Source organism: Streptomyces sp. NPDC014907, assembly GCF_055562975.1.
Genome location: NZ_JBVHEG010000015.1, coordinates 89,640 through 111,804, shown reverse-complemented (window position 1 = coordinate 111,804; position 22,165 = coordinate 89,640). Strand labels below are relative to the sequence as shown.

The 22,165-nt window shown below is 70.2% G+C and carries 22 protein-coding genes and 2 pseudogenes; 12 read left to right on the top strand and 12 right to left on the bottom strand.

The genetic code is table 11. The annotated features are described in order from the left end of the window. Positions 1 to 227: 227 nt before the first annotated feature. The 3 genes and pseudogenes from ACZ3IL_RS27645 to ACZ3IL_RS27635 all read right to left on the bottom strand — a co-directional run. Positions 228 to 1,214, bottom strand: a complete 987-nt coding sequence (locus ACZ3IL_RS27645; protein WP_467394614.1) for a hypothetical protein — start codon at positions 1,212 to 1,214, stop codon at positions 228 to 230. Positions 1,215 to 1,304: 90 nt separating this feature from the next. Next, positions 1,305 to 1,751, bottom strand: a complete 447-nt coding sequence (locus ACZ3IL_RS27640; protein WP_467394649.1) for a DUF6415 family natural product biosynthesis protein — start codon at positions 1,749 to 1,751, stop codon at positions 1,305 to 1,307. Positions 1,752 to 1,928: 177 nt separating this feature from the next. Further along, a pseudogene (locus ACZ3IL_RS27635) lies at positions 1,929 to 2,059 on the bottom strand (IS5/IS1182 family transposase); the annotation flags it as partial. Positions 2,060 to 2,339: 280 nt separating this feature from the next. Between ACZ3IL_RS27635 and ACZ3IL_RS27630 the strand changes: the two are divergent. From ACZ3IL_RS27630 to ACZ3IL_RS27620, 3 genes are all read left to right on the top strand, one after another. Then, complete coding sequence (locus tag ACZ3IL_RS27630; RefSeq protein ID WP_467394612.1) at positions 2,340 to 3,539, top strand: hypothetical protein; 1,200 nt, start codon at positions 2,340 to 2,342, stop codon at positions 3,537 to 3,539. A gap of 10 nt (positions 3,540 to 3,549) precedes the next feature. After that, positions 3,550 to 4,143 carry a hemerythrin domain-containing protein gene (locus tag ACZ3IL_RS27625; protein ID WP_467394610.1) on the top strand — a complete coding sequence of 198 codons (594 nt, stop codon included), beginning with the start codon at positions 3,550 to 3,552 and terminating at the stop codon, positions 4,141 to 4,143. Between the two features lie 293 nt (positions 4,144 to 4,436). Then, a complete protein-coding gene (locus tag ACZ3IL_RS27620; protein WP_467394608.1) occupies positions 4,437 to 4,898 on the top strand; it encodes a hypothetical protein in 462 nt (153 codons plus the stop codon). Between the two features lie 1,268 nt (positions 4,899 to 6,166). On the opposite strand, the gene ACZ3IL_RS27615 is transcribed toward ACZ3IL_RS27620, so the two are convergent. Together ACZ3IL_RS27615 and ACZ3IL_RS27610 are read right to left on the bottom strand one after the other, a co-directional pair. Continuing rightward, on the bottom strand, positions 6,167 to 6,346 hold the full coding sequence (locus ACZ3IL_RS27615; protein WP_467394606.1) for a hypothetical protein: 180 nt from the start codon (positions 6,344 to 6,346) through the stop codon (positions 6,167 to 6,169). A gap of 151 nt (positions 6,347 to 6,497) precedes the next feature. Then, positions 6,498 to 6,932, bottom strand: a pseudogene (locus tag ACZ3IL_RS27610) (RHS repeat-associated core domain-containing protein); the annotation flags it as partial. Positions 6,933 to 7,227: 295 nt separating this feature from the next. Between ACZ3IL_RS27610 and ACZ3IL_RS27605 the strand changes: the two are divergent. Next, entirely contained in the window at positions 7,228 to 7,377 is a 150-nt protein-coding gene (locus ACZ3IL_RS27605; protein WP_467394604.1) for a hypothetical protein, read from the top strand. 175 nt (positions 7,378 to 7,552) lie between these two features. Here the strand turns inward: ACZ3IL_RS27605 and ACZ3IL_RS27600 are convergent, their stop codons facing one another. The 3 genes from ACZ3IL_RS27600 to ACZ3IL_RS27590 form a co-directional block, all read right to left on the bottom strand. Further along, positions 7,553 to 7,732 carry a sodium:neurotransmitter symporter gene (locus ACZ3IL_RS27600; protein ID WP_467394602.1) on the bottom strand — a complete coding sequence of 60 codons (180 nt, stop codon included), beginning with the start codon at positions 7,730 to 7,732 and terminating at the stop codon, positions 7,553 to 7,555. A 59-nt stretch (positions 7,733 to 7,791) separates the two neighbouring features. Next, positions 7,792 to 9,630 (bottom strand): RHS repeat-associated core domain-containing protein, encoded by a 1,839-nt coding sequence (locus ACZ3IL_RS27595; RefSeq protein WP_467394600.1) that lies wholly within the window; start codon positions 9,628 to 9,630, stop codon positions 7,792 to 7,794. A 175-nt stretch (positions 9,631 to 9,805) separates the two neighbouring features. After that, the gene (locus tag ACZ3IL_RS27590; protein WP_467394598.1) at positions 9,806 to 10,255 is read right to left on the bottom strand and encodes a hypothetical protein; all 450 of its coding nucleotides are present in this window, start codon (positions 10,253 to 10,255) and stop codon (positions 9,806 to 9,808) included. Positions 10,256 to 10,915: 660 nt separating this feature from the next. Here ACZ3IL_RS27590 and ACZ3IL_RS27585 point away from each other — a divergent pair. After that, positions 10,916 to 11,161 (top strand): hypothetical protein, encoded by a 246-nt coding sequence (locus ACZ3IL_RS27585; protein WP_467394596.1) that lies wholly within the window; start codon positions 10,916 to 10,918, stop codon positions 11,159 to 11,161. Between the two features lie 115 nt (positions 11,162 to 11,276). On the opposite strand, the gene ACZ3IL_RS27580 is transcribed toward ACZ3IL_RS27585, so the two are convergent. Continuing rightward, entirely contained in the window at positions 11,277 to 11,645 is a 369-nt protein-coding gene (locus tag ACZ3IL_RS27580) for a hypothetical protein (RefSeq protein WP_467394594.1), read from the bottom strand. A 1,051-nt stretch (positions 11,646 to 12,696) separates the two neighbouring features. On the opposite strand from ACZ3IL_RS27580, the gene ACZ3IL_RS27575 reads away from it, so the two are divergent. Then, the gene (locus ACZ3IL_RS27575) at positions 12,697 to 13,197 is read left to right on the top strand and encodes a diadenosine tetraphosphate hydrolase (RefSeq protein ID WP_467394592.1); all 501 of its coding nucleotides are present in this window, start codon (positions 12,697 to 12,699) and stop codon (positions 13,195 to 13,197) included. 530 nt (positions 13,198 to 13,727) lie between these two features. After that, positions 13,728 to 13,883 (top strand): hypothetical protein, encoded by a 156-nt coding sequence (locus ACZ3IL_RS27570; RefSeq protein WP_467394590.1) that lies wholly within the window; start codon positions 13,728 to 13,730, stop codon positions 13,881 to 13,883. 250 nt (positions 13,884 to 14,133) lie between these two features. Here ACZ3IL_RS27570 and ACZ3IL_RS27565 read toward each other — a convergent pair whose 3' ends face one another. From ACZ3IL_RS27565 to ACZ3IL_RS27555, 3 genes are all read right to left on the bottom strand, one after another. Then, on the bottom strand, positions 14,134 to 14,643 hold the full coding sequence (locus tag ACZ3IL_RS27565) for a nucleoside deaminase (protein WP_467394588.1): 510 nt from the start codon (positions 14,641 to 14,643) through the stop codon (positions 14,134 to 14,136). Between the two features lie 293 nt (positions 14,644 to 14,936). After that, positions 14,937 to 15,407: a cyanase gene (gene cynS / locus ACZ3IL_RS27560; RefSeq protein WP_467394586.1), complete on the bottom strand. Its 471-nt coding sequence runs from the start codon at positions 15,405 to 15,407 to the stop codon at positions 14,937 to 14,939. Between the two features lie 131 nt (positions 15,408 to 15,538). After that, complete coding sequence (locus ACZ3IL_RS27555; RefSeq protein WP_467394584.1) at positions 15,539 to 16,138, bottom strand: carbonic anhydrase; 600 nt, start codon at positions 16,136 to 16,138, stop codon at positions 15,539 to 15,541. Between the two features lie 124 nt (positions 16,139 to 16,262). On the opposite strand from ACZ3IL_RS27555, the gene cynR reads away from it, so the two are divergent. From cynR to ACZ3IL_RS27530, 5 genes are all read left to right on the top strand, one after another. Beyond that, entirely contained in the window at positions 16,263 to 17,204 is a 942-nt protein-coding gene (gene cynR, locus ACZ3IL_RS27550) for a transcriptional regulator CynR (protein ID WP_467394582.1), read from the top strand. Between the two features lie 182 nt (positions 17,205 to 17,386). Then, on the top strand, positions 17,387 to 18,727 hold the full coding sequence (locus ACZ3IL_RS27545; protein ID WP_467394580.1) for a jacalin-like lectin: 1,341 nt from the start codon (positions 17,387 to 17,389) through the stop codon (positions 18,725 to 18,727). Positions 18,728 to 19,169: 442 nt separating this feature from the next. Beyond that, positions 19,170 to 20,009, top strand: coding sequence for a lysostaphin resistance A-like protein (locus ACZ3IL_RS27540; RefSeq protein WP_467394578.1), 840 nt, complete (start codon positions 19,170 to 19,172; stop codon positions 20,007 to 20,009). Further along, positions 20,006 to 21,172 carry a sensor histidine kinase gene (locus tag ACZ3IL_RS27535; protein ID WP_467394576.1) on the top strand — a complete coding sequence of 389 codons (1,167 nt, stop codon included), beginning with the start codon at positions 20,006 to 20,008 and terminating at the stop codon, positions 21,170 to 21,172. Before ACZ3IL_RS27540 ends, ACZ3IL_RS27535 begins: the two co-directional genes overlap by 4 nt. Further along, positions 21,169 to 21,828, top strand: coding sequence for a response regulator (locus tag ACZ3IL_RS27530; RefSeq protein ID WP_467394574.1), 660 nt, complete (start codon positions 21,169 to 21,171; stop codon positions 21,826 to 21,828). The genes ACZ3IL_RS27535 and ACZ3IL_RS27530 overlap by 4 nt, the downstream gene beginning before the upstream one ends. The last annotated feature ends 337 nt before the right edge of the window (positions 21,829 to 22,165 follow it).

Here is a 22,165-nt window from a genome sequence, read left to right as displayed (position 1 = left end):
GCCGGAGTGCTCGCCGGGGCCCACATCTGGATCGCGCAGAGCAGTGCCCCCGACGGAGCCGAGGAGCGGTTCGAGGACGGCTGGGACGCCGGTGTACGGGCGGCCGCCACCGATCTGCTGCGCCTGGCCGACCAGGCCGCCGCGCCGACAGTGCCGGTGGCGGCCCCGGCGCTGGGGGCGAAGGACGCGAGACCCTGGGCTCTGCGAAGGCCCGGAGCCTCTTTCCGTTATGACCGGGTCGGTAGTTCTGTTTCGAAGAATTTGATCACCGAGGTGACCAGCATGAGGGCATACACCGCGTTGATGCGCGAGTACTGGGTCCGGGAGACGCCGTGTGCGCTGGGGTGGCGGCCGAAGGTTCGCGGGATCGGGTCGCCGTTCTTGGGAAAGTACTTGGCGTGGGCGTACCAGACCGGGGCGAAGGTGCAGGCAACCTTGAACCTGTAATCGTCCAGCTTGAACTTGATGCCCTTGGTCTTGAAGTCGTTCTTCGTCAGCCGGACACGGGTGGTCTCGTTGAAGTGGCGCTGGAGGAGAGAGTCCAGCAGGTTGGCGGCAAGCGCTTGAGCTGCGCTGGTGTGGCCGGCTCGCAGGGCGTGGACGGCGTCGAGGGCAAAGCCGCAGGCGTCTTGTACGGCCGGGTGCCCGGCCTCTTCGAGGACCGTCTCGCAGTCGTTGACGATGCCCTTCCAGCGCTGTCCGATGACGCGCCGCCGGGAGGCGGCGTCTGGCGCGTTCAGCAGGGCTCGCACCGTCTGCGGTCCGGGTACCCACATGAGAGGGATGCCCTCCTCGACCAGGAGCTTCTCCAGATCGTCCAGGCCGGGTGCCGCCTCGCGCAGGTTCTCCGGGTAGATCGTGCTGATGAGGTCACGGAAGGAGGTAAAAACGTTGTGCCACATGGGCTGGTAGGTCTCGGTCAGCGGCAGCAGCGCTCGGCGGACCATGTCGTTGAAGCCCGTCAGCTCCGCCAGTTGCCTGCGGAAGTTTTCCGAGACGGCGTTCATCCGCACCAGCGACGAATCGACCACGATCCGAGGAAGCACCGGTCGCGTCCCTACGGCGGACGCCATGAGGAGCTTGCCGATCTGCATGTTCTGGTTGCGCAGGTAGTCCTGGAACGGCTTGAACGCCGCCGTGTAGAAGCCTGAAAAATCCACCGGCCTCATCCAGCCCGCGCCCTCGGGTTCGTCGGGTCTCCTGTCCTCAACCATGGCTGCATGGTTCCACGCCCCCGTACCCGCTGAACAGGCATTCTGAGCACACGTCGATCTGTTCGGTCCCGGCACACCCGCACCCATATATCAGGCTCTCTCCCGCCGCGGCCGTGAGCGGCGCGGCGAAAGGGGTCGCGGAAGACCCAGCAGGCGTTCCGGCGCGGCTTCTAGGCGGTCCAGGCGTTCATAGAGGGCGCGGACGAGACGGGCGCGGTTCTGGACGCGGCACACGGTGCCCTCGATCGGCACGGACAGCCGGCCTTGTGCCTCGCGCAGGACGACGTCGGCGAGCGCCTTGGGTCCGCTGTCCTTGGGCAGCTGATCGGCGCGCTGGCGGACGTCGGAGGCGACGGCGCGGGCGTGGCCGGTGAGCTGGAAGGCGATCTGCTCCAGGCCACGGGCGGTGGGGGTGTCCTGGCCGGTCCAGGCGAGGATGGCCTTGACGAGGCACTCGTACGGTGCGCGGTCGAGCGGGAGTCCGGCTTCGATCAGCCCGTCGGGGTCGTACAGGACCGTGTGGGAGCCGGCGTGCATGGCGGGCCTCGCTGCCGGGAGCGTCGTGTGCCGGGGGTGGCGGTCACGGCTGGGGTCCTCGCCGCTGTCGGCTCCGTCGTCCTGGTCCTCGTCGTGCCGGCCGAGGAACCGGGCGAAGCCGCGGTCCGCGCGGGCGAGCAGGGACGGTGAGGGAACGCCGTAGGCGGGCGGCTGGAGACCGAGTCCCTCGTCGAGGCGGTGCTGCCGGGGCGTGCGTCTTTTCCCGGCAGCACCGGCACCGCCTCACGGGCCCTGGCGGCGTGCTGGCGGGCCCGGCAGGAAGTCGAATCGACGTTCGACGTTGACCACTCCAGCGGAACTGGTCGGGTTCACGGCGTTCCTGGCGTCCCCCGCTGCCCGTCCGCCGAAGTGGACGGGTAGCGGGGGGGCAGACGACCGCACGGTCGCACGGCCCCGGTGCCATTCGTCCGCTTCATCACAAGGAGGGTGGTTACGGGGCTGTTTGGGCGTATAAGTTAGGTTACGGGGCTTTTGGGTGATGATATGGCGGTTGGTGCTCCGTGGACTCGATGGACGTGCGTCGCGGGTGCGCTCCCCGCCCCATCCGTCTCCCGAGGAGAGTCCCCAGTGTCCTTCAATCCGCTCGCACAGCGGGGCATCCCGCTGGACCAACAGCTGCGCAACTGGCGCGAGCTGAATGTGAAGCCCATCGACCCGGACCATTGCGACCCCTATACCCGCTGCCGGATCATCACGATGAACGGCATCGAGGTCGAGGCGATCCTGTTCAGCCACCAGATGGCGCGCCACACGCGTGACCCCGAGGTGAAGCGGCTGCTGGCCCGCACCCGATACATCGAGGCACAGCAGCAGAAGGCCGTGAACTGGCTGCTGCCCGGTGTGTCCTCCGTGCTGGAGACGACGATCGCCTACGAGCAGGTGGCGGTGGACCTGACGGCCTGGGTGGCACGGATGGAGCCGGACCCGTACCTGAAGCAGGCGTACCAGTTCGGGGTCCTGGAGGACTTCGACCACCTGTATCGGTACGCGAACCTGTACGAGATGATCGAGCACCGCAAGGCCGAGACGATCGTCGACGGCCTGACGGAGGTCATGCCGGGCCGGCCGACGAAGTTCCACCACCGCGATCCGGTCGACAACGTCCGCGACCCGTACGACAAGGAGAAGGCGAACCCGCTGTCGAAGCTGCACGCGCTGACGATCATGTCGACCGAGCAGCAGACGATGAACTTCTACATGAACACCGGTCCCACCTACATGGAACCGATCGCCCGGCAGCTCTACCAGGAGATCGGGCTCATCGAGGAGGAGCACGTCACTCACTATGAGTCGCTCGTCGACCCGGGCGAGACGTGGTGGGAGCAGCTGGTCAACCACGAGTACAACGAGTGCTACCTGTACCACTCCTTCATGGAGCAGGAGAGCGACCCGAGGATCAGGGCGATCTGGGAGCTGCACCTGAACATGGAGCTGGAACACCTGCACGTCGCCTGTGACCTCATGCGCCGCCACGACGGGCGCGACCCGGAGTCGGTGCTGGCGCCCGAGCTGCCGAACGTGCTGACTTTCGAGCCGAACAAGGCCTACCTGCGCGAGCTGCTCGACACCCAGATCGACCTCACCACCCTGGGCGCCGGTTACGTGCGCGAGGCGCACGAGCGGTTCGAGCAGATGCAGGCGGGCATCCACGGCGGCGAGGAGCCGCCCAGCGAGCGGGTCATGGCCGAGCACGACGCGATGTTCGGCCGGGACTACCGCCTCCAGACCGAGGGCGAGCACCCCGACCCCGCCCTGCGCGAGAAGTGAGGGCCGGGACGTGTCCGAACTCCACACCCCCCAGGCCGGTGACGACCGGGCTCCCGACACCGACGTGGTGGCGCTGCTGATGCGCCAGCACGGCGACATCCGCAACCTCTTCGACGAGGTCGAGGCGGCCGAGGGCGACGAGCGCCGTGACGCCTTCCGGCGCCTCGTGCGTCTGCTCGCGGTCCACGAGACCGCGGAGGAGGAGGTCGTCCACCCCTTCGCCCGGCGCAACCTGCCCGGCGGCGAGCAGGTCGTCGAGGACCGGCTCGCCGAGGAGAAGGCCGCCAAGGAGACCCTGACGGAGCTCGACGACCTCGACACCGACGACCCGGCGTTCCTGCCCCGGCTGCTGCGACTGCGCGCGGACGTCCAGGAGCACGCCCGTGCCGAGGAACGCTACGAGTTCACCCACATCCGCCGCAGCACCGGCACGACCGACCTGGCCGCCATGGCCAAGGCCGTCAAAGCGGCCGAGGCCATGGCCCCCACACGACCCCACCCCGGGGCCCAGTCGGCCACCGCCAACATGGCCCTCGGTCCCCTCGCCGCGCTGATGGACCGCACCAGGGACGCCATCCGAAAGGCCACGGGCAAGGACGGCTGACCCCGACCCGGCCACAGGGGAGAAAGACACGGGACCCGGCCCAACCTGCCCTCCCGACGAAGGGGCTCCTCTTCCCCACAGCTATCACGTGGGGAAGAGGAGTCGGCGCACAAAAGCAGCTTGCCCACACAGGGCCACCTGCACAAACGAGGGGTGTCCGTTTCACCGGACACCACCTGCGGTCACACCCCCAGCCGCCGCCCGGCGCACCTCCCCAGACCACCCTCCAGCTTCCCGGCGGTGCAACGCTCCGCCCCTCTGCCCGGGGGAGCAGACTGTCCTCGAAGGACAGCTTGCCCACCGCCTCGAAAGGCTTCGCCCGCATCAAGTCCGGCAGCGCGGCACGCCGGGATCGTCCCGGCCCCCGGCCTCCCGGCGGGGCGACGGTCGAGGCGCTGGACGCCGGCGCCGTACGGGCCGCGATGAGCGAGGAAGCGATCCCCGGTGCGGTGGCGGCGGACCGGATCGCCGTCGCGTTCGGCAGCCCGAACGTGCCCGGGCAGAAGGCGGCGGTCACCTCGTTCGTGGTCCGCCGCCTCGTCGCCCGCGGGCTGCTGGTCGACCTGTCCGGCAACCCGTCAGGGACGCCGCACCGTCCCGGGCAGGTCGCCGAGGTCTGCGCGCGGGAGGATCTGGCCGAGCTCGTCGCCGCCGACACCCCGCCCGGCCCCGACCAGGCCACCGCCCGCCTCGGTGTCAGGAGGGTGGAGTACGACTGGATGGTCCGCCTCAAGTGGATCCGGCCGGCGAAGTGAGCCGAGGTGCGATTCGGCACCTCGCCGGCCGCGTTCAGCCCGGCGAGCAGATCCGGCGCAGCTACTCGAAGACCCCCGCCTGCTGCCATCGGTCCAGCCACCGCCAACACGTCTGGCCCGAGCCGAAACCCAGCTCCAGAAGCAGCAGTTACCAGACGATGTCGTTCGATCAGCACGTACAGGATGCCCTGCAGACACTGCCGGACCGGCACCGGCCGCATGCCAGGAGCCCTCTCCGGCCAGGGCGGCAGCAACGACTCGATCAACACCCACAGGTCATCGTCCACGATCCACGGCCGGGCACTCACACCATCCCGAACGGCCCAATCATCACACCGGTCACGGCTGACCAAGGGCCTTCAAGAAGATCGTTTTACGAGCCTGTAGAACACGGCCTAAACTTTTGTTTTTCGGTAGCGAACCACTGCAATACCTATCGCAGGGCCAATAAGTACAGCAGCAGGGGCGCCCCAGGCCTGAGCGACGGGGGAACCCGTGATCATCATGACTACAGCGATGAGAACATAGATGAATCCTATTCCAAGAAAATAGTTCACCCATGCTCTGCCATTCTGCGCTTTTTCCATTCAGATCCACCTCGTGTTATTCGCTCGATTCCGGCGGGGCCTGGTCGGGCGTCGCCCTCTGGAAGGTCCCCAGCGCTTGCAGCAGCTCCCTCCACCGAGGCCCGGTCGAGTCCTTCCTGCGCTTGGGGCGCTTTACCACATCTGCATGAGGGTTGTCGGGCCCACGACGGGTCGGGAAGGGCCGGCGTTCACCGCTCGCCGCACTGCACCCGAAGACGGCACCGGCGCAGGGGGCAGACAGGCGAGAGAGGTGGTCGCCCGGAAGTCCGGGTGACCGCCTCTCCTGGTGTGCCGGGCGGGTCAGGCGGGGAGGCCAGAACGGGGCGGTCGATGCGATGGTGCTCGATCTTCACCACGCACGCCACCCCACGCCCCGGCCGCTCTTGCTGGACTGGTCAGCGAGCCAGCGCCGCGGGTGACTTCAACGTAGTCACGGGCGCCCCAGCGCGTGTCCTGGTTCATGCGGGCGGTCGCGAACGCCGGGGTCTGGAGAAATCCCATCGGGACGTTGAAGAGGTAGACACGATGGCGGCAGGTTACGGCGGCTGCACAGCAGTCTCGGCCACCGCAGCTCCGCCAAATACGAAAACTTACTCGCGGTCTGCCCACCACACCATGCTGTCCACCAGAGTGGAGCAAGCCCACCCCAATCATCAACCGGACATCAGGTCGCGTAACGCACTACTCCAGAGATCGCCTCTTACGCAGCACTCCGAACGCGAGCATAGCCATTCCCAGAATCCCCAGGCCGCCCAAGAACAGGTACACCACGTCACCGGTTTGCAGTCCCGCCACAATGCAGATGATCGACACCACGAGGCATAGGACTGCGAAAACCTGCAGCTTGACCTTGCCGTTCATCACTTTTTCCCCTTACCCGGGATCTGTCGGGATTCACCGAGGAAACAGCTGCTGCTGTTTCCTCGCCAAGCGGGCCTCTGTTGCGGCGGCGGATGCGATCCGCCGCCGCAACAGAGGCTTTGATCGGTCAGTTATCGGTATCCGCCGATACTCATCCGTAACTGATGATGTCCATGCCCGCGTACCCCATGGCACCGCCCAGCGCGCAGCTGCCGACTGCCGCGCCCGCCGCGCCGATCCCGCCGCCGAAGACGCCCGCCGCCTGGATGATTCCCGTCTCGGATGCGGCGCCCAGGCCGGCGACGCAGCCCGTGGCAGCCCCCACGATGCTCTCGTTGTCGCTGATCACGTCCCCTACCTTCTGGAGCCAGCTGAACCCCGAGGGGTCGGTGTGGTTGACAGGGTCGCCGGCGGCGTAGAGGTAGGGGTTGGTTTCCTGGCCGGAGGGGTCGGGCTGGGTGAAGCGGCCGAGGGCGGGGTCGTAGTAGCGGGCGCCCATCTTGTACAGCCCGGTGGGGTCGAGGTAGGCGCCGGCGTAGCGGTAGGGCTGGGGGAAGGACTCGACGGGGTCGCTGGAGGCGGTGCCGTAGGCGGTGTAGGCGTAGGTGTGGGTGCGCTTGCCCGCCTCGTCGCCCGCGGGCTGCTGGCCGACCTGTCCGGCAACCCGTCAAGGACGCTGCACCGTCCCGGGCAGGTCGCCGAGGTCTGCGCGCGGGCAGACCTGGCCGAGCTCGTCGCCGCCCACACCCCGCTCGGCCCCGACCAGACCGCCGCCCGCCTGAACGTGAGGAAGGTGGAGTTCGACTGGATGGTCCGCCTCAAGTGGATCCGGCCGGCGGAGTGGGCCGAGGTGCGGTACGGCACCTCGCGGGCCGGAGCGGGTGCAGGTCCCGCTCTACCGCACCGCCGACATCGACGCCCTGCCCGCCGCCCACCCCGAGATCGACTGGGAAGAGCTCCGCCGCGTCGGGAAGGGCCGGCGCTCACCCCTCGCCGCGCTGCACCCGAAGGAGAAGACGGCGTCGACCTAAGGGCAGGGCAGGTAGAGCCCGGATTGCCGGGGTATCGCCGGCGCCGTCAAGCAGGACGTCGGTTACCGACGGCGGGACAGGACGAGTAGAACCGCCACGACAAAGACCCCGAAGACCAGGGCTATGCCCCAAGTCGGGAGTTCGGCAGCAAAGGATGGCATGATCGCTGAGAGTGTCATCGCGTGGACCCTTTACGCAGGAAGTAGAGGCCGCCAACAGCCAGAACTGCACCGATGGCAATGGGCAGCACCGCCCTCCCCTCCCCATCGCCTGCATCCTTCATGCCGAAATAGAGCAGAGCGACGCCGCAAAGCAGCGCTATAAAAGCTGAGCCCATCATGAGGGGAATACGCATTGATAACTCCTGCCCTCCGGGGGGGGGCGGGATGCGCGTCCCGCCCCCCGACTTTTGGATCAGCTGTAAGCGGCGGTCGTCGCTCCGGCGGCTCCTGCGGCCACAACGGAGCATCCGGTGAACCCGGCGCCAAGTGAGACGCCAAGGGTGGCGAAGGTTCCTGCCGCGGCCCCAGCCATGCAGAGCCCCTCCACACCGATGCCCACCAGAATGCCCATCTTGGTGGCGTTGGCACCTTCCGTATCGCCCGTCAAGGTGTCATAAGCGAGACCCGCCCAGTCCCCGATGCCGGTGACGTCCCCGAAACTGAGCAGCCCGGTGGGGTCGGTGTGGTTGATGGGGTCGCCGGCGGCGTAGAGGTAGGGGTTGGTTTCCTGGCCGGAGGGGTCGGGCTGGGTGAAGCGGCCGAGGGCGGGGTCGTAGTAGCGGGCGCCCATCTTGTACAGCCCGGTGGGGTCGAGGTAGGCGCCGGCGTAGCGGTAGGGCTGGGGGAAGGACTCGACGGGGTCGCTGGAGGCGGTGCCGTAGGCGGTGTAGGCGTAGGTGTAGGTGCGCTTGCCCGCCTCGTCGACCAGGCCGATGACGTTGCCGGTGGCATCGGTGAGGTAGTAGGAGGACTTCCCGTTGCTGCGCACGGAGTTGAGTGTGCCCGCCGGTTCGCGGATGAATCCGGTGTCGGTGCCGGCGGTGGTAGTGCCGGTCAGGCCGAGCGCGGTGTGGTGGAACGTGGTGTCGGCGAGTTTGGTGCGTTCGGTGTTGTCGGTGCCCGCGTGGGTCAGGGTCCGGGCGGTGCCGGAGGTGGTGATCGACTTCAGCTGACTGTGGTCGGTCCAGGTCTCACCGGTGCGGGCCAAACCGTCGGCGGGGGCGGCGGAGGTTTCGTTGCCGGCCTTGTCGTAGGACCAGCCCATGGTGTCGCCGTTCTTGGTGACGAGCTGGGAGGCGTCGTTGTAGCCGTAGCCGTTGGTCGTGCACGCGGGGCGGGGGGAGTCGAGGAGGTTGCCGGCCTTGTCGTAGCAGTAGCGGGTGATGGGGCTCGGCTGCCCGGGTGTGACGGGTTCGGCGCTGCTCAGGCGGCCCTGGCTGTCGTAGAGGTAGGTGGTGGTGGTCTGGGTGGTGTTGTCCTTGCGGGTGCGGATCTTGGTGCCGTCGGTCGCGCCGCTGGTGCCGTACGTGTAGGTGTAGGCGAGGTCGACCAGAGTGGCGGTGCCGGAGACCGCCTTGACGGCGGTGGGGCGGTCGAAGGCGTCCAGGGTGACGTTCTGGGTGGTGCCGCCGGGGTAGGTGGTCCTGGTGCGCTTGTCGTTGTTGTTGTACGCGTAGGTGGTCTTCTTGCCCGCCAGTTCCAGCAGTTCGGTCAGGCGGCCGGCGGCGTCCCAGGTGTAGTCGGTCTTGCCGTTGGGGTCGCTGTACCAGTCGACCTCGCCGCCCGGGGTGTAGGCCAGGGTGGTGAAGGTGCCTTCCTGGAGGTTGCGGAACAGTTCGCGGTTGAGGCCGTCGAAGGTCCGGGCGGTGGTGCCGGAGGCGTCCGTGCGCGAGGCGAGGTTGCCGTCCTCGTCGTAGGTGTGGGTGACGGTGGCGTAGCCGGAGGTGTCGGTCTTGGTGACCCGGTCGCGCTCGTCGTAGGCGTGGAGGGTCTTGACGCCGCGCCCGTCGGTGGAGCCCGTCAGACGGCCCAGGGCGTCGTAGGTGGGGGTGGTTCCGTTGTAGGTGTAGGTGCGCTGGCCGCCCTCGGTGCCGCTGGTGGTCACCGACAGGGTGTTGCCGGCCGTGTCGTAGGCGTAGGTGTCCTTGCGTCCGTCGGCGTCACTCATGCTGGTGGGCAGTTCGGTGCCGGCGATCGTCTGGTACTGGGCCGCGCTGCCAGTTCCCGTAAGCAACGATCGCTCAGCGCGCATAAAGCAAGGTCAGGACGGCAGAGGAGGGAACTCCCGGCTCGGGTTGCGGCAGGACACGGCACTTGTGTCCCCGCTGGGGTGGCTCGGCATCCATGCTGCTGGCACCTTCCCCTGCCGTCGTGCTCCTCCGCCGGACGGCCCGGTCAGGAAGCGCACAGTGACCATCGCCAGCGCATCACGGCGTGCTGCGCGAGACCTGGGAGCCACTTTCGTAACGGATGAAGACCGTGCCACCGTCGTCGCAGGTGGAGCTGTAGTAGGCGCCAGAACTGCCGCTGCAGGCGGACACGTCCACGCTCTTGACGGTGGGGCTGGGACTGTTCCATGCCCAGCTTGCCGCGGGGTTGTCGGCCCCGCATGCCTTGCGGCTCTCTATCCGGTTGAAGGCACTGTCGGTGTAGTGGAAGACGACCCGGACCCAGGCGCAGTAGCCATCGCCAGGGGGCGTGTCCTTGACGGTGCCGCTGAGGTACACGGTATTGCCGGAAACCGAGACGTTTCCGACCACGCGGGCTCCCGGCCGTTCGAAGGTGAAGCCGGTTGCAGCCGATGCCGGACTGGGGGCGAGCGCGCTGAAGCCCAGACTCGCCACGGCAGTGTAGGCGAGCGCCTTCCAAAGGGGCATCGCAGTCTCCTGTTCTCGGGTTGGACAACCAGGGCCTGGCCGTCCGGCTGTGAGTAACGGCCACCACGATCCCCAGTCAGGCTCGTCAGCGCAGCCCTAACGGCTGTCCGGGACACGTCCCAGACAGCCCGGCCTGTGTGCTGTTGCGGGGTGAGAAGCCGCATCCCAACCGAACGTGATCCATTGATTTCTGCTGGTCAGGCATGGTGTGGCTCGGAATGAGAGAGGCATCCGGCGATCTAACAGGTCTACGAGAAGTGGAGAGGCCCGGGCCGGGTGGTCCGGGCCTTCGTCATGCCTCGGGAAATTTCCTTCCCCGCCTCTACTGTCGGCGGCCCTCCAAACGGCGCCAGGGGGTGGAGGAGGCCTTCCCGGTTCAAGACGAGACGCAAGCACCCGCGATCTGTCACTGTCCCGCTCGCTCAACCGAACTCACGTGGGAGGACGTTCCCATGGCCACCCACCAGGCATCCGGGAGCAGTGAACGAGCCGATCGGCGTTACCCTGGAAACGCCCTCCCGGGCCCGGGCTCACGCCCCACAGGGACGCTCTCAGGCAGAGAGCCGAAGGACCGCCTACCGCGAGGCACTCCCCACCCACGCGGACGGCACCACGCAGGTGTCCGTTGTCCTCCCGCTTTCTGCCGTAAGGAGCAGCATCATGACCTGGGACAACGTTCCCGCCCCCGCCCAGCCGTCGTCCGGCGCCGTGCCGGACCAGCCGGCGGGCTCCGCGCCCGCCGTGCAGCAGACGGCCGTCGGAGCCTACGTGCCCGCCGCGATGGTCCGGGGCGCCGCCCAGGGCGCTGCGCAGAAGCTCGCGGGCCGTGCGACGGAAGAGGCGCTGGCCGACCCGCCCGACCGGCTCAGAAACCTGTGGGGCGTCATCAAGGGGGTGCGGAAGTAGCTGCCGGGACCGGGCGGGTTCATCCTGCCTGGCCCCGTGGTCGGCCGGCCGGAACCGGGCGTGCTCCGACAGCCGGTCAGGTGATGCGGGTGATCAAGGCGGTGGCGTTGTCGGCTTACGGGGTGCGCTGGGCGCGGGCATGCTGGAGGGCGTCGCCGACCAGGTGCTCGGCGGCGTTGCGCGGGTCGCTGTTCAAGTAGTCGGCCAGGTCGCGGTTTGTGTCTTCGTGGGATTCGTAGGTGCCGTCGGAGACGAGGAGCAGCCGCCCCGGCCGGGCGGGACCGGACAGGTACTCGATCGCCGGGTGGTCCCGAATCTGTCCGGTCTCCTCGTCGTCGCGAACTGTGCCGAGGCAGGTGGTGATCAGGCCACGGTCGCCATGGCCGTTGTGGGCGCGGCGGGCGTTGTGGTCCTCGCTCAGCTGCCGCAGGGGCCCGGGGTCGTCGAGGAGGGGGTAGACGCGGGCGGCCCCCCGACCAGGCAACCGTGAACAGGCCACCGGGGACGTGAACGGCAACGACCGCCGCAGCAGAGGGGAGGTTGTGGTCGGGGTCGTGGCCGGACGGGGTCGGCGGTAGCGCTCGACCTCGGCGCGCAGGCCGGCCTCCGCGTCACCGTGTCCGGCAGACGCTCGGGCCAGGCAGGGAGCGAGTACGCCGAGGCCTAAGCCGTCCAGCGGTTGAAGGTTCCGGTGACGGTGTTCCGGTGGGCGCGCACGGCGGGATCGTCCCGGCCCCCGGCCTCCCGGCGGGGCGGCGGTCGCGGGCGGCGGTCGAGGCGCTGGACGCCGGCGCCGTACGGGCCGCGATGAGCGAGGAGCCGATCTCGGGCGGGGTGGTGGCGGACCGGATCGCCGCCGCGCCCGGTACCCCGAACGCGTACGAGCGGAAGCCGGCGGCCACGTCCTTCGTGGTCCGCCGGCTCATCGACCCGCGGTCTGCTGGTCGACCTGTCCGGCAACCCCTCAGGGACGCTGCACCACCCCGGTCAGGCCGCTGAGGTCTGCGCGCGGGCAGACCTGGCCGAGTTCGTCGCCGCCGACACCCCGCTCGGCCTCGACCAGGCCGCCGCCCACCTCGACGTGAGGAGGGCGGAGTTCGACTGGATGGTCCGCCTCAAGCGGATCCGGGCCGCAGAATGGGCCGAGGTGAGGTTCGGCACCTCGCGGGCCGGGGCGGTCCAGGTCCCGCCCTACCGCGCCGCCGACGTCGACGTCCTGCCCGCCGCGCACCCCGAGGTCGACTGGCAGGAGCTCCGCCAGGTCGGGAAGGGCCGGTGCTCGCCGCTCGCCGCCCTGCTCCCGAAGACGGAGGTGAAGGCGGCGCCGACGCCGGCACAGGGGGCCGGGTGGGCGAAGAGGGGCGGCTGCCCGGGAGTCCGGGCGGCCGCCCCTTCATGGTGGGCCGGGCGGGTCAGTTGGGGGTGGAGGAGGTCAGAACGGGGTGGTCGACGTGGTGGTGCTCGACGTCGACGCCGTACCCACCGCCCCACGCTTCCCAAACGGGGCGGCGATCGCGTTCGGATAGGTTCTGGCCATGGTTGACGACTGGCGGATGGATCGGATCGAGCGTGCCCTGCGAGGCGAGAACCCCACAGTTCTGCGGCGCTTGAGCGCGGGATTCGCAGCGATCGGCGATGTGCAGTTCCTGCCGGGCTACTCGGTGCTCCTGGTGGACGATCCCAAGGTGGAGAGGCTGTCGGACCTGCCCAGGGGCAAGCGGCTGGCCTTCCTGTCCGACATGGACCAACTCGGCGAAGCGGTCGAGCGAACATCCCGTCACCTGGATGCGGCTTTCCGGCGGATCAACCTGGAGATCCTGGGCAACACCGATGGGTTCCTGCATGCGCACGTATGGCCCCGGTTCGAGTGGGAGCCGGCCGACTTGGTGCGAATGCCGGTGTGGCTCTACCCCCGCGAGAGGTGGACCGACCAGCAGTACGCACTCGGACCGCGGCACGACCCGCTGCGCAGGGCGATCGGGGACGAGCTCGACCGCCTGCGCATCCGACGGCAGGATTGCGCAGGACACGGCTGAGGTCGAGGTAGAGGCCGGTGGCGACGAGAGCGTGGGCGCCGTCGTGGCGGGCGCCGATCGAGCGGATGACGGCGGCGACCAGGCCCCGGCCGGAAAGGTGCGTGGTCTGCGTGTCTCCACCGTCGTCCGGCTTCGAGGGCACCGGCAGGGCTTGCCCGTTGCCTCCGAGAACGGGCAACGGGCAATGAGACGGAGCGTGCCGGCGGGCGGGCGCCGGAGTGCCGTGCGGAGCGAGGGGGGGCGGCCCGGCGGTACTGCGACCCAGAGCGCATCCGGGCACCGGGCCTGACCCGCGCACGCCATATCGGCACGGGCCGGCACGGACCCTGTCCGCCCCGGGCCGGAAGACCGCGGGTCCGGCCGGTCTTCGCCGGGCGGGCGGTGACCGGGTGGAAGCTGTCCGGGGAGAGGGCGGTGCCGCCGCCCGGCCTCGTGTACACGGTCCAGTCGCCCACGGCGTGCAGCACGGCGCCGGTCGCGGTGTCCGGGGGGCCAGCGGTACCGGCTGGGCCCGGTCCGTACCCCTGGACGTGACAACCAGCCTCCTGCCCGCGGAATGGGGATTCTCCAGCCAGAACGCGTGGGCCGGCGCCAGGATGACGGACTCGACCGGGGCCGAGGGAACGAGATCCTGGGACTCGACGACCTCGCCGGTGGCCACGTCCAGCACTCCCGAACCGGCCTGACGCGGCGTTCGGCAAGCAGAGGATCACCGCGAGCGGACCGAACCGGCAGGCCGGACCGGACAGACAGGCGCACGGACCCGGGCCGGACAGGCGGACCGGCCGGACGAACCGGGCAGCGGCGTCGGCCAGACACCCGGCGGTCTCACGCGGAGGGGCGCTCAGCGGCGTCGCGCGGGTCGCCGGTCCGATGCCGCCGTCCGGGCCGTTCACGCCCTGCCGGGCCGCGGCCGTTCAGGGGAAGGACGCTCGCTCACCTGGGTCCGGCGGTGGTGGGGGCGCCCGCGACACGGCGCTCCCCGCCGTTGCGCTCCTGCCAGAACCGGTAGACCTCGACCGCCTCTTCGCGCTCCTCGTGGCGCATCGGCATCCGGCGGTCCTGCCACGGCCTGGCGATCTCGTCGTAGAAGGAGTCCAGCTCGAAGTACTTGCGGTCGTCGACGTAGTGGGGCTCGTAGGCTTCGCGGGTGGTGAGGAAGACGACCTCGTCCGGCGAGCAGTAGTACAGCGAGCCCAGGCACATCGGGCAGGGGTGGGCGAGGACGTAGATGGTGGCACCGGTCAGGTGCTCGGTGCCGAGCTTGGTGCAGGCCTCGCGGACGGCGAGGATCTCCGCGTGGGCGGTGGGGTCATTGGTCTGGGCGACCCTGTTGGGGCTTTCGGCGAGGACCTCGCCGTCCTTGACGATGACGGTCGCGAACGGACGGCCGCCCTCGGCGACGTTCTGGCGGGCGATGTCGATGGTGCGCTGGACGAAATCCATGGAAGTCCTCCAAAGGTGGGCGGCGGACCGCCGGACAGCCGGCCGCACGGGGGCTCGGTGTGGCAGATCAGCGGGATGCCGCGTGAACGGGGTGCGACGGGCGGGGCGAGCGGGCGCCGGGCGGGCCGGATGCGGGCTGCCGGGCGAACGGGGCACGACGAGCCGGATGCGGTGAGGCGGGTGAGCCGGACACGGTGAGCCGGGTGCCCGGGGGGGCGGGTGCCCGGGGGGCCGGAGGGTTGTTTCCGGCTCACCCCGTCAGCACCCGTTCGTGACGCCGTCCGGGTGCCGGATCAGAACGGCTTGGTCGGCAGGTACTTGCCGTCCAGGGTGATGACGGCGCGCTCGCCGCCCTCGGGGTCGGCGACCTTCTTCACGTCGAGCCTGAAGTTGATCGCGGAGATGATGCCGTCGCCGAACTCCTCGTGGACCAGGGCCTTGAGGGTGGTGCCGTAGACCTGCAGCATCTCGTAGAAGCGGTACATGGTCGGGTCGGTCGGAACGCGGTTGGGCATCGAGCCGCGCACCGGGATGGTCTGCAGCAGCAGCGCCGCCTCGTCGTCCAGGCCCAGCAGCTCGGCCACGGCCTTCGCGGACTTCTCCGGCAGCGGGTGCTGGCCGAGGACGGCCGCGGTGGTGAAGGCCACCGACAGGCCAGAGGCCTCCGCGATCTGCTTCCAGGACAGGTCCTTGGCGGTCTTGGCGGCCACGGCCTTGGCGGCCAGGGCCTCGCGGGCAGACTGCTCGAACTGTGCGTGCACCATGATCGGTACGTCCTTTCGGTGAGCCGCTCCACCGGGTGAGTGAGAAGGGAAGCGGCGGGAGTGAGGGGGGAAACCTCCCGCGGGTCGCCACGGGGCGCTGCGGGCGGGGGGACGGTCCGGACCGGGCGGGTTCAGGCCGCGAACGCGGCGCCGTTGTCGGCGCTGGTGGCGGTGAGGTCGTCGACGCGGCCGGTGGGGATGTCGTAGACCCAGCCGTGCAGGGCGACCTTCCCCTCCGCCAGGGCCCTGGCGACCGAGGGGTGGGTGGCCAGGTTCGCCAGCTGGGCGAGGACGTTGTGCCGCACCAGGGCGGGAACGCCACCCTCCGCGGAGGTACGGGCCACCGAGGCGGAAGCCAGGCGGAGCCAGTCGGCCACGGCCGGAGCGGCGCTGAGGTCGTGACCCTCGGCCAGAGCCGTCATCGCACCGCAGGCGGAGTGACCGCAGACGACGATGTCCCTGACGCCCAGCGCGGCGACGGCGTACTCGACGCTCGCGGCGACACCGTCGGCACCGGGCGTGTAGGCGGGCACGAGATTGCCGGCGGTACGGATGACGAAGAGGTCACCCGGCTCGGAACCGGTGATCAGCTCGGGGACGACACGGGCGTCGGAACAGCTGATGAACAGCGTGTGCGGCGCGTGATGCGTGGCCAGATGAGCGAAAAGATTCGCCTTGGCCGGGAAGACATCGCTCCGGAAGCGGGCTACACCCTCGGTCAGGTCCTGCATGGTCACTCCTTTCGAGTGCTGGCCAGCCCCTGCGGGCTGATGAATCCACCATGCACGAACTGCGTCTATAGAGTCCAAGAGTCAATAGGCATGAGAGCTATCGACCGCATCTATATTCGGTTCCATGGCCTCTCCCGAACTGCGCCACCTGCGCTACCTGCTCGCCGTGGCCGAACACGGCAGCTTCACGCGCGCCGCCGAGGAACTGCACATCTCCCAGCCCACCCTCTCCCAGCAGGTCAGACAGCTGGAACGGGCCCTGGGCACGCAACTGCTGGACCGCACCGGCCGCACGGTACGGCTCACCGACGCCGGCACCGTCTACGCCCACCACGCCCGGCGCGCACTGCGCGACCTGGCCGCCGCCGAACGCGCCGTCCACGACGTCCAGGACCTCTCCCACGGGCACCTGCGCCTGGGCGTCACCCCCACCTTCACCACCTACCTGATCGGCCCGCTCGCCGCGAAACTCCACGCCCGCCACCCCGGCATCTCCCTCACCCTGACCGAGATGCCCCAGGACCGCATCGAAGCGGCCCTGCTCGCCGACGACCTCGACCTCGGCATCGCCTTCGCCGGCCCCCACCTGCCCGGCATCACCGCCACCGCCCTGTTCACCGAAACGCTCGCCCTGGTCACCGCCACCCGCCAGGCAGACGCCCACCCCGCCTCCCCCCTGCCCGTACGAGAACTCACCCACAGACAACTCGCCCTGCTGAGCGGCGACTTCGCCACCCGTAGCCACATCGACGCCTACTTCACCCGCCACCGGGCCACCCCCCGCATCACCGTCGAAGCCAACTCCATCCAGGCCCTCACCGAAATCGTCCAGCGCACCGGCCTGGCCACCGTCCTGCCCGACGCCATCACCCACGACCACCCCCACCTGACCCCCGTCCCCCTCGACCCGCCCCTGCCCACCCGCACCGTCACCCTCCAGCACCGCGAGAACGCCTACCGGACCGCCGCCGCCCGCGCCTTCACCCGGCTGGCCCACGACCTCGTCCGCACCCGCGGCTACACCCTCCCCGCACACGACAGCGAGCCTTCGGGTGACAGCAGCTGACACGCCGGCACCCACGGGTGGCACGATCCGGGCGCGACGGCCACGGCCGGCCGGACGGCTGTCGCACACCGGGCAGCCGCCGGAACCGTTCCCAGACAGGTGTAACCCGCAGTAACGTGCGACATGTACATGCACATATCCATGTCCGTGCCTCTCCACCCCGTTCCCAGGAGGCATCCCTCATGCGCAGACTCCTCGCCTGTCTGGCGGCGGCCGCGGTCGCCGCCGCGGGGCTCACGATGTCCGCCCCGCCCGCCGCCGCCGCGGACTCGGGCACGTTCAGCGTCCTCACCTACAACGTGGCCGGTCTCCCCGAGATCCTGTCCAGCGCCCCGACCCCGCGCGAGCCGAGCACCACGACCATCGGACAGCGGGTGGCGCCCTACGACGTCGTGCACGTCCAGGAGGACTTCAACTACCACGCCCGCCTCTACGCCGCCGACACCGCGCACCCCTACCGCACCCCCACCAGCGGCGGCGCCGGCATCGGCAGCGGCCTGAACACCCTGTCGAAGATCCCCTACGACGCGGACGACTTCGAGCGGGTGCGCTGGGACTCGTGCCAACTGGACTCGGGCGACTGCCTGACACCGAAGGGCTTCACGTTCCACCGCGAACGCCTCGCCGAGGGCGTCCACGTCGACTTCTACAACCTCCACACCAACGCCGGCACCAACGCCGGCGACCTCGCCTCCCGGGCCGACAACCTCGCCCAGCTCACCGCCTTCATCAAGACCCACTCGGCGGGCAACGCGGTCGTCGTCATGGGCGACACCAACACCCGCTACACCCGCACCGGCGACACCATCGCCGAGTTCGCCGCCGCCAACGGCCTCACCGACGCCTGGGTGGAGCTGGTCCGCGGCGGCACTCCGCCCACCAAGGGCAGTCCCGCCCTGGTGTGCGACCAGAGCGGGACGACGGTGCCGCCCACGTGCGAGGTCGTCGACAAGGTCCTGTACCGGAGCAGCACACCGGTCTCGCTCCGCGCCACGTCGTACAGCAACGAGCACGCCAGGTTCCTGACGGACGACGGACTCATGCTCTCCGACCACGACCCGATCGCGGTGGGCCTGTCCTGGACGCGCAACGCCGCCTACCGGATCAGCGACCAGTTCGGCGGGCCGCACGGCGACCACTTCACCGACATCGACAAAGTGCCGCCCGGCGCCCGCACGGCCGCGATCGCCCTGCGGGCCGGCTCCCGCGTCGACCGGCTGGGCATCACCCTGACCGACGGCACGACGCTCGAACACGGCGGTACCGGCGGCACGGCCCGGTCGCTCACCCTCGGCAACGGCGAATACGTGACGAGCGCCTACCTGTGCCAGGGCGTGAAAGACGGCCGTACACGCATCTTCCACGCGAAGTTCACCACCAGCCTGGGCCGCACACTGGCCGGCGGGACCACGACGTCCGACTGCGTCACGCGCACCGCGCCCGCCGGCTGGCAGATCGCCGGCTTCCACGGCCGGGCGGGTGACGAGATCGACAAAGTGGGCTTCCTCTACACCCGGCGCTGACCCTCCGGGCGTTCCGCACGGTCGTGGGTTCTCTTTGTCCCGTTCTCGCGCGGGTGTGCCATGACCTCCCGGGTGAAGGGGGCGGGGACGGCCGCCCCCGGGGCCGGCCCGTCGGGATCGGTGATTATTCGGCCGTCGTCCCCGGCGGACCGGCCAGCAGGTCACGGCCGGGCCGCGGCGTCCTCGCCAAGAACGCCTTCCGCGCGGGCCGGGCCCGCGCGGTCCGGGCACAACTCCCCACCCGGAGACCTGGAGAGCACCGGCGGAGTCCCTGGTCGTGGCGCGAGCACGGCCGGTCCGCCGGGCGCCCCCGCCGGGGCTTGTCCCCCGTGCGAGCCACGGCCAGGTGTCCACCGTGGGGTGACGACCTCCGGTCGCCGGATCCGTAGCGTCCGGTACAGACCGCGGCACTCGGCCGCGGGCCCGGAAAAGGGGGGTCCCCGTGAGGTTCGTCCGACAGTTCCTGACCGTCATGACGGTGTACGCCATCACCGGCAGCGCCATCAACGCGGTGAAGGACGATGACGGGCTCACCCTGGTCCTCGGTTTCGCCACGGCCGCGCTGGTGGTGCTCGTCTACGCGTGGGTGGTCCGGCGGACCGAGCACCGGCCCGCCCGGGACGTCGCCCGGGAGGGCGCCGTGTCCGGGACGGCCCGGGGCGTCCTGATCGGCGCGGGGATGTTCAGCGCCGTCATCGCGAACCTCCTCGTCTCCGGGTACACCGAGGTCGAGGGCCTCGGCTCGGTGACGGGCGCGCTGGGGCTGGCCGGCTTCATGGCCGGCGCCGCCGTGACGGAGGAGGTGCTCTACCGCGGAGTGCTGTTCCGGATCATCGAGGAGCACATCGGCACCTACCTCGCGCTGGGCCTGACCGGCCTGCTGTTCGGCCTCTCCCACCTGCTCAACGAGCACGCGACCCTGTGGGGCGCCCTCGCCATCTCCGTCGAGGCCGGTTTCATGCTCGCCGCCGTGTACGCCGCCACCCGCAGCCTGTGGCCGGCGATCGGCGTGCACTTCGGCTGGAACTTCGCCCTGGCCGGCGTCTTCAGCGCGGAGGTCTCCGGCAACCGCGCCGACGACGGACTGCTGGACACCACCACATCGGGCCCGAAACTGCTCACCGGCGGCGAGTTCGGCCCGGAGGGCAGCGTGTACTCGGTGGCCTTCGGAGCGCTGCTGACCCTGGCGTTCCTGTGGCTGGCCCACCGGCGCGGGAACACCGTGCGGTTCGGCGCCCGCCGCACCGCGAAGACGAACCCCACCACTACACTGCCCCAGTGATCGATCGCCGACGGTTCCTGCGGACGTGGCACCGCCTCGACGTCACGGTCCGGGACCTGCCGCTCGCAGTATTGCTCCTCGCCGCGTCGTTCCTGCCCGCCTTCCACGGCAGCGGCACGGAGATCGGCGGCCTGCCGACACGGCCCGCCGACACGGCGGCGGGCCTCGCGGCGCTCCTGCAGTGCCTGCCGCTGGCCGTGCGCCGCCGGTGGCCGCTCGTCTGCCTCGCCCTGGTGTCGGGCGGCTTCGTCCTCGACCAACTGCGCGGCTACCACCTCGTGGCGGGCGCCGCGCTGCCCGTCGCCCTGCTGAGCGCGGGGTCCTGGCTGGAGCGCTACCGGCGCACCACGATGATCGCGGCCTCCGTGGCGTTCGCGGCGCTGGCGGTGGAGCTCCACCGGCGCGGGCCGGGCGAACCGGCGATCGGGTTCATCACGTTCTACCTGGTACTGGCCCTCACCTGGGGCGTCGGCGCGTGGATGCGGTCCGCCCGTGCGGCGGAGGCGGAACGCCGCAGCCGCGCCGCCGAGGACGCCCGCACCGCGGAACGCACCCGCATCGCCCGCGAACTCCACGACGTCGTGACCCACCACGTGACGGCGATGGTGGTGCAGACCGAGGCCGCCCGCTACCTGACCGACGCCCCCGACCGCCTCGACCGGACCCTGTCCGCCGTCAGCGACACCGGCCGGCGCGCCATCACGGACCTGCGGCACCTGCTGGACCTGCTCGACCCCGACCACGGCACCGGTCACGGCGGCGAGGACCGGACGCCGCCCGCCGGCAGGGTGCTCACGCTCGTCGAGCAGACGCGGCGGGCCGGACAGCCGGTGGAGTTCACCGAGGAGGGAACGCCGCCCGCCTCGACCGGCAGCGCCGGCCTCGTGGCCTACCGGGTGGTGCAGGAGGCCCTGACGAACGCGCTCAAGTACGACCACGGCGGCCGGACCTCCGTCCTGGTGCGCCACGGCGAGAGGGAGATCACCGTGGAGGTCGGCACGGACGGTTCCGGAACGCGGGACGCGTCCCCCGGCGGCGGCGGACGGGGCCTGGAGGGCCTGCGTGAACGCGTCGGCGTCCTGGGCGGCGACTTCAGCGCCGGCCACCGTACGGGCGGCGGCTTCCTGGTCCGGGCGCGGATACCCGCGGGGAGCCCGGCGTGAGCGCGCCGGTCCGGGTCCTGGTCTGCGACGACCAGGTGCTGATCCGCACGGGGCTGTCCACGATCATCGGCGCGCAGCCCGACATGGAGGTGGTGGGCGAGTGCGAGGACGGGCGGACCGCGGTCGAACTGGCCGGCCGGCTCCGTCCGGACGTCGTGGTGATGGACGTGCGCATGCCCGTGCTCGACGGCATCGAGGCCACCCGCCTGCTGGCCGGTGCCGGGGTGGAGCGCCCGGTGAAGGTGCTCGTGGTGACGACGTTCAACCTGGACGAGTACGTCTACGAGGCGCTGCGGGCCGGAGCGAGCGGCTTCCTGCTCAAGGACGCGCCGCCCGACCGGCTGCTGCACGGCATCCGGACCGTGGCCCTGGGCGCGGCGCTGCTGGACCCCGAGGTGACGCGCCGGCTCGTGGGCCGGTACGCCGCCCGCATCCGGCCCGCCGCGGGCCGCGCCGAGGACGTCCCGCTGACACCCCGGGAACTGGAGGTCCTGCGTCTCGTCGCGGACGGCCTGTCCAACAGCGAGATCGCCGCGGCCCTCGTGATCAGCCGCGAGACCGTCAAGACCTTCGTGTCCCGCATCCTCGGCAAGCTCGGCCTGCGCGACCGCGTCCAGGCCGTCGTCTACGCCTACCGGCACGGCCTGGTCGCCTGAGGCTCCCGCGGGCCTCAGGCCCCGGCTCCGCCGGCCTCCTCCCGTCGCCCCCTCGTCCTTCCGGCGTTCGTCGTGGCGGTCGGCGTTCGGACACTCCCGCCGGCCGCGCGCGGCGACGGCGACGGCGACGGCGACGGCGACGGCGACGGCGACGGCGACCAAGCATCGGCGTTTCGGCCAACCCGCCTTCGTCCACGCACTCTTACGCGGCAAGGGTCGGTGCACCGCACACCTTCGACGAACCGCGGAATCCCAGGGTGCGCAACCCGACCGAAAGACACGTGTTCGAAATCGCGGCGGCGTCGTTGAACAGGCCGACACCCCACTCCGCCTCTGA

Coding starts and splice junctions, on each gene's coding strand:
- ACZ3IL_RS27645 (WP_467394614.1), bottom strand. CDS start 1,214: ATGGTTGAGGACAGGAGACCCGACGAACCCGAGGGCGCGGGCTGGATG.
- ACZ3IL_RS27640 (WP_467394649.1), bottom strand. CDS start 1,751: ATGCACGCCGGCTCCCACACGGTCCTGTACGACCCCGACGGGCTGATC.
- ACZ3IL_RS27615 (WP_467394606.1), bottom strand. CDS start 6,346: ATGAACGGCAAGGTCAAGCTGCAGGTTTTCGCAGTCCTATGCCTCGTG.
- ACZ3IL_RS27600 (WP_467394602.1), bottom strand. CDS start 7,732: ATGCGTATTCCCCTCATGATGGGCTCAGCTTTTATAGCGCTGCTTTGC.
- cynS (WP_467394586.1), bottom strand. CDS start 15,407: ATGGTGCACGCACAGTTCGAGCAGTCTGCCCGCGAGGCCCTGGCCGCC.
- ACZ3IL_RS27585 (WP_467394596.1), top strand. CDS start 10,916: ATGACCTGGGACAACGTTCCCGCCCCCGCCCAGCCGTCGTCCGGCGCC.
- ACZ3IL_RS27545 (WP_467394580.1), top strand. CDS start 17,387: ATGCGCAGACTCCTCGCCTGTCTGGCGGCGGCCGCGGTCGCCGCCGCG.
- cynR (WP_467394582.1), top strand. CDS start 16,263: ATGGCCTCTCCCGAACTGCGCCACCTGCGCTACCTGCTCGCCGTGGCC.
- ACZ3IL_RS27555 (WP_467394584.1), bottom strand. CDS start 16,138: ATGCAGGACCTGACCGAGGGTGTAGCCCGCTTCCGGAGCGATGTCTTC.
- ACZ3IL_RS27595 (WP_467394600.1), bottom strand. CDS start 9,630: ATGCGCGCTGAGCGATCGTTGCTTACGGGAACTGGCAGCGCGGCCCAG.
- ACZ3IL_RS27590 (WP_467394598.1), bottom strand. CDS start 10,255: ATGCCCCTTTGGAAGGCGCTCGCCTACACTGCCGTGGCGAGTCTGGGC.
- ACZ3IL_RS27575 (WP_467394592.1), top strand. CDS start 12,697: ATGGTTGACGACTGGCGGATGGATCGGATCGAGCGTGCCCTGCGAGGC.
- ACZ3IL_RS27565 (WP_467394588.1), bottom strand. CDS start 14,643: ATGGATTTCGTCCAGCGCACCATCGACATCGCCCGCCAGAACGTCGCC.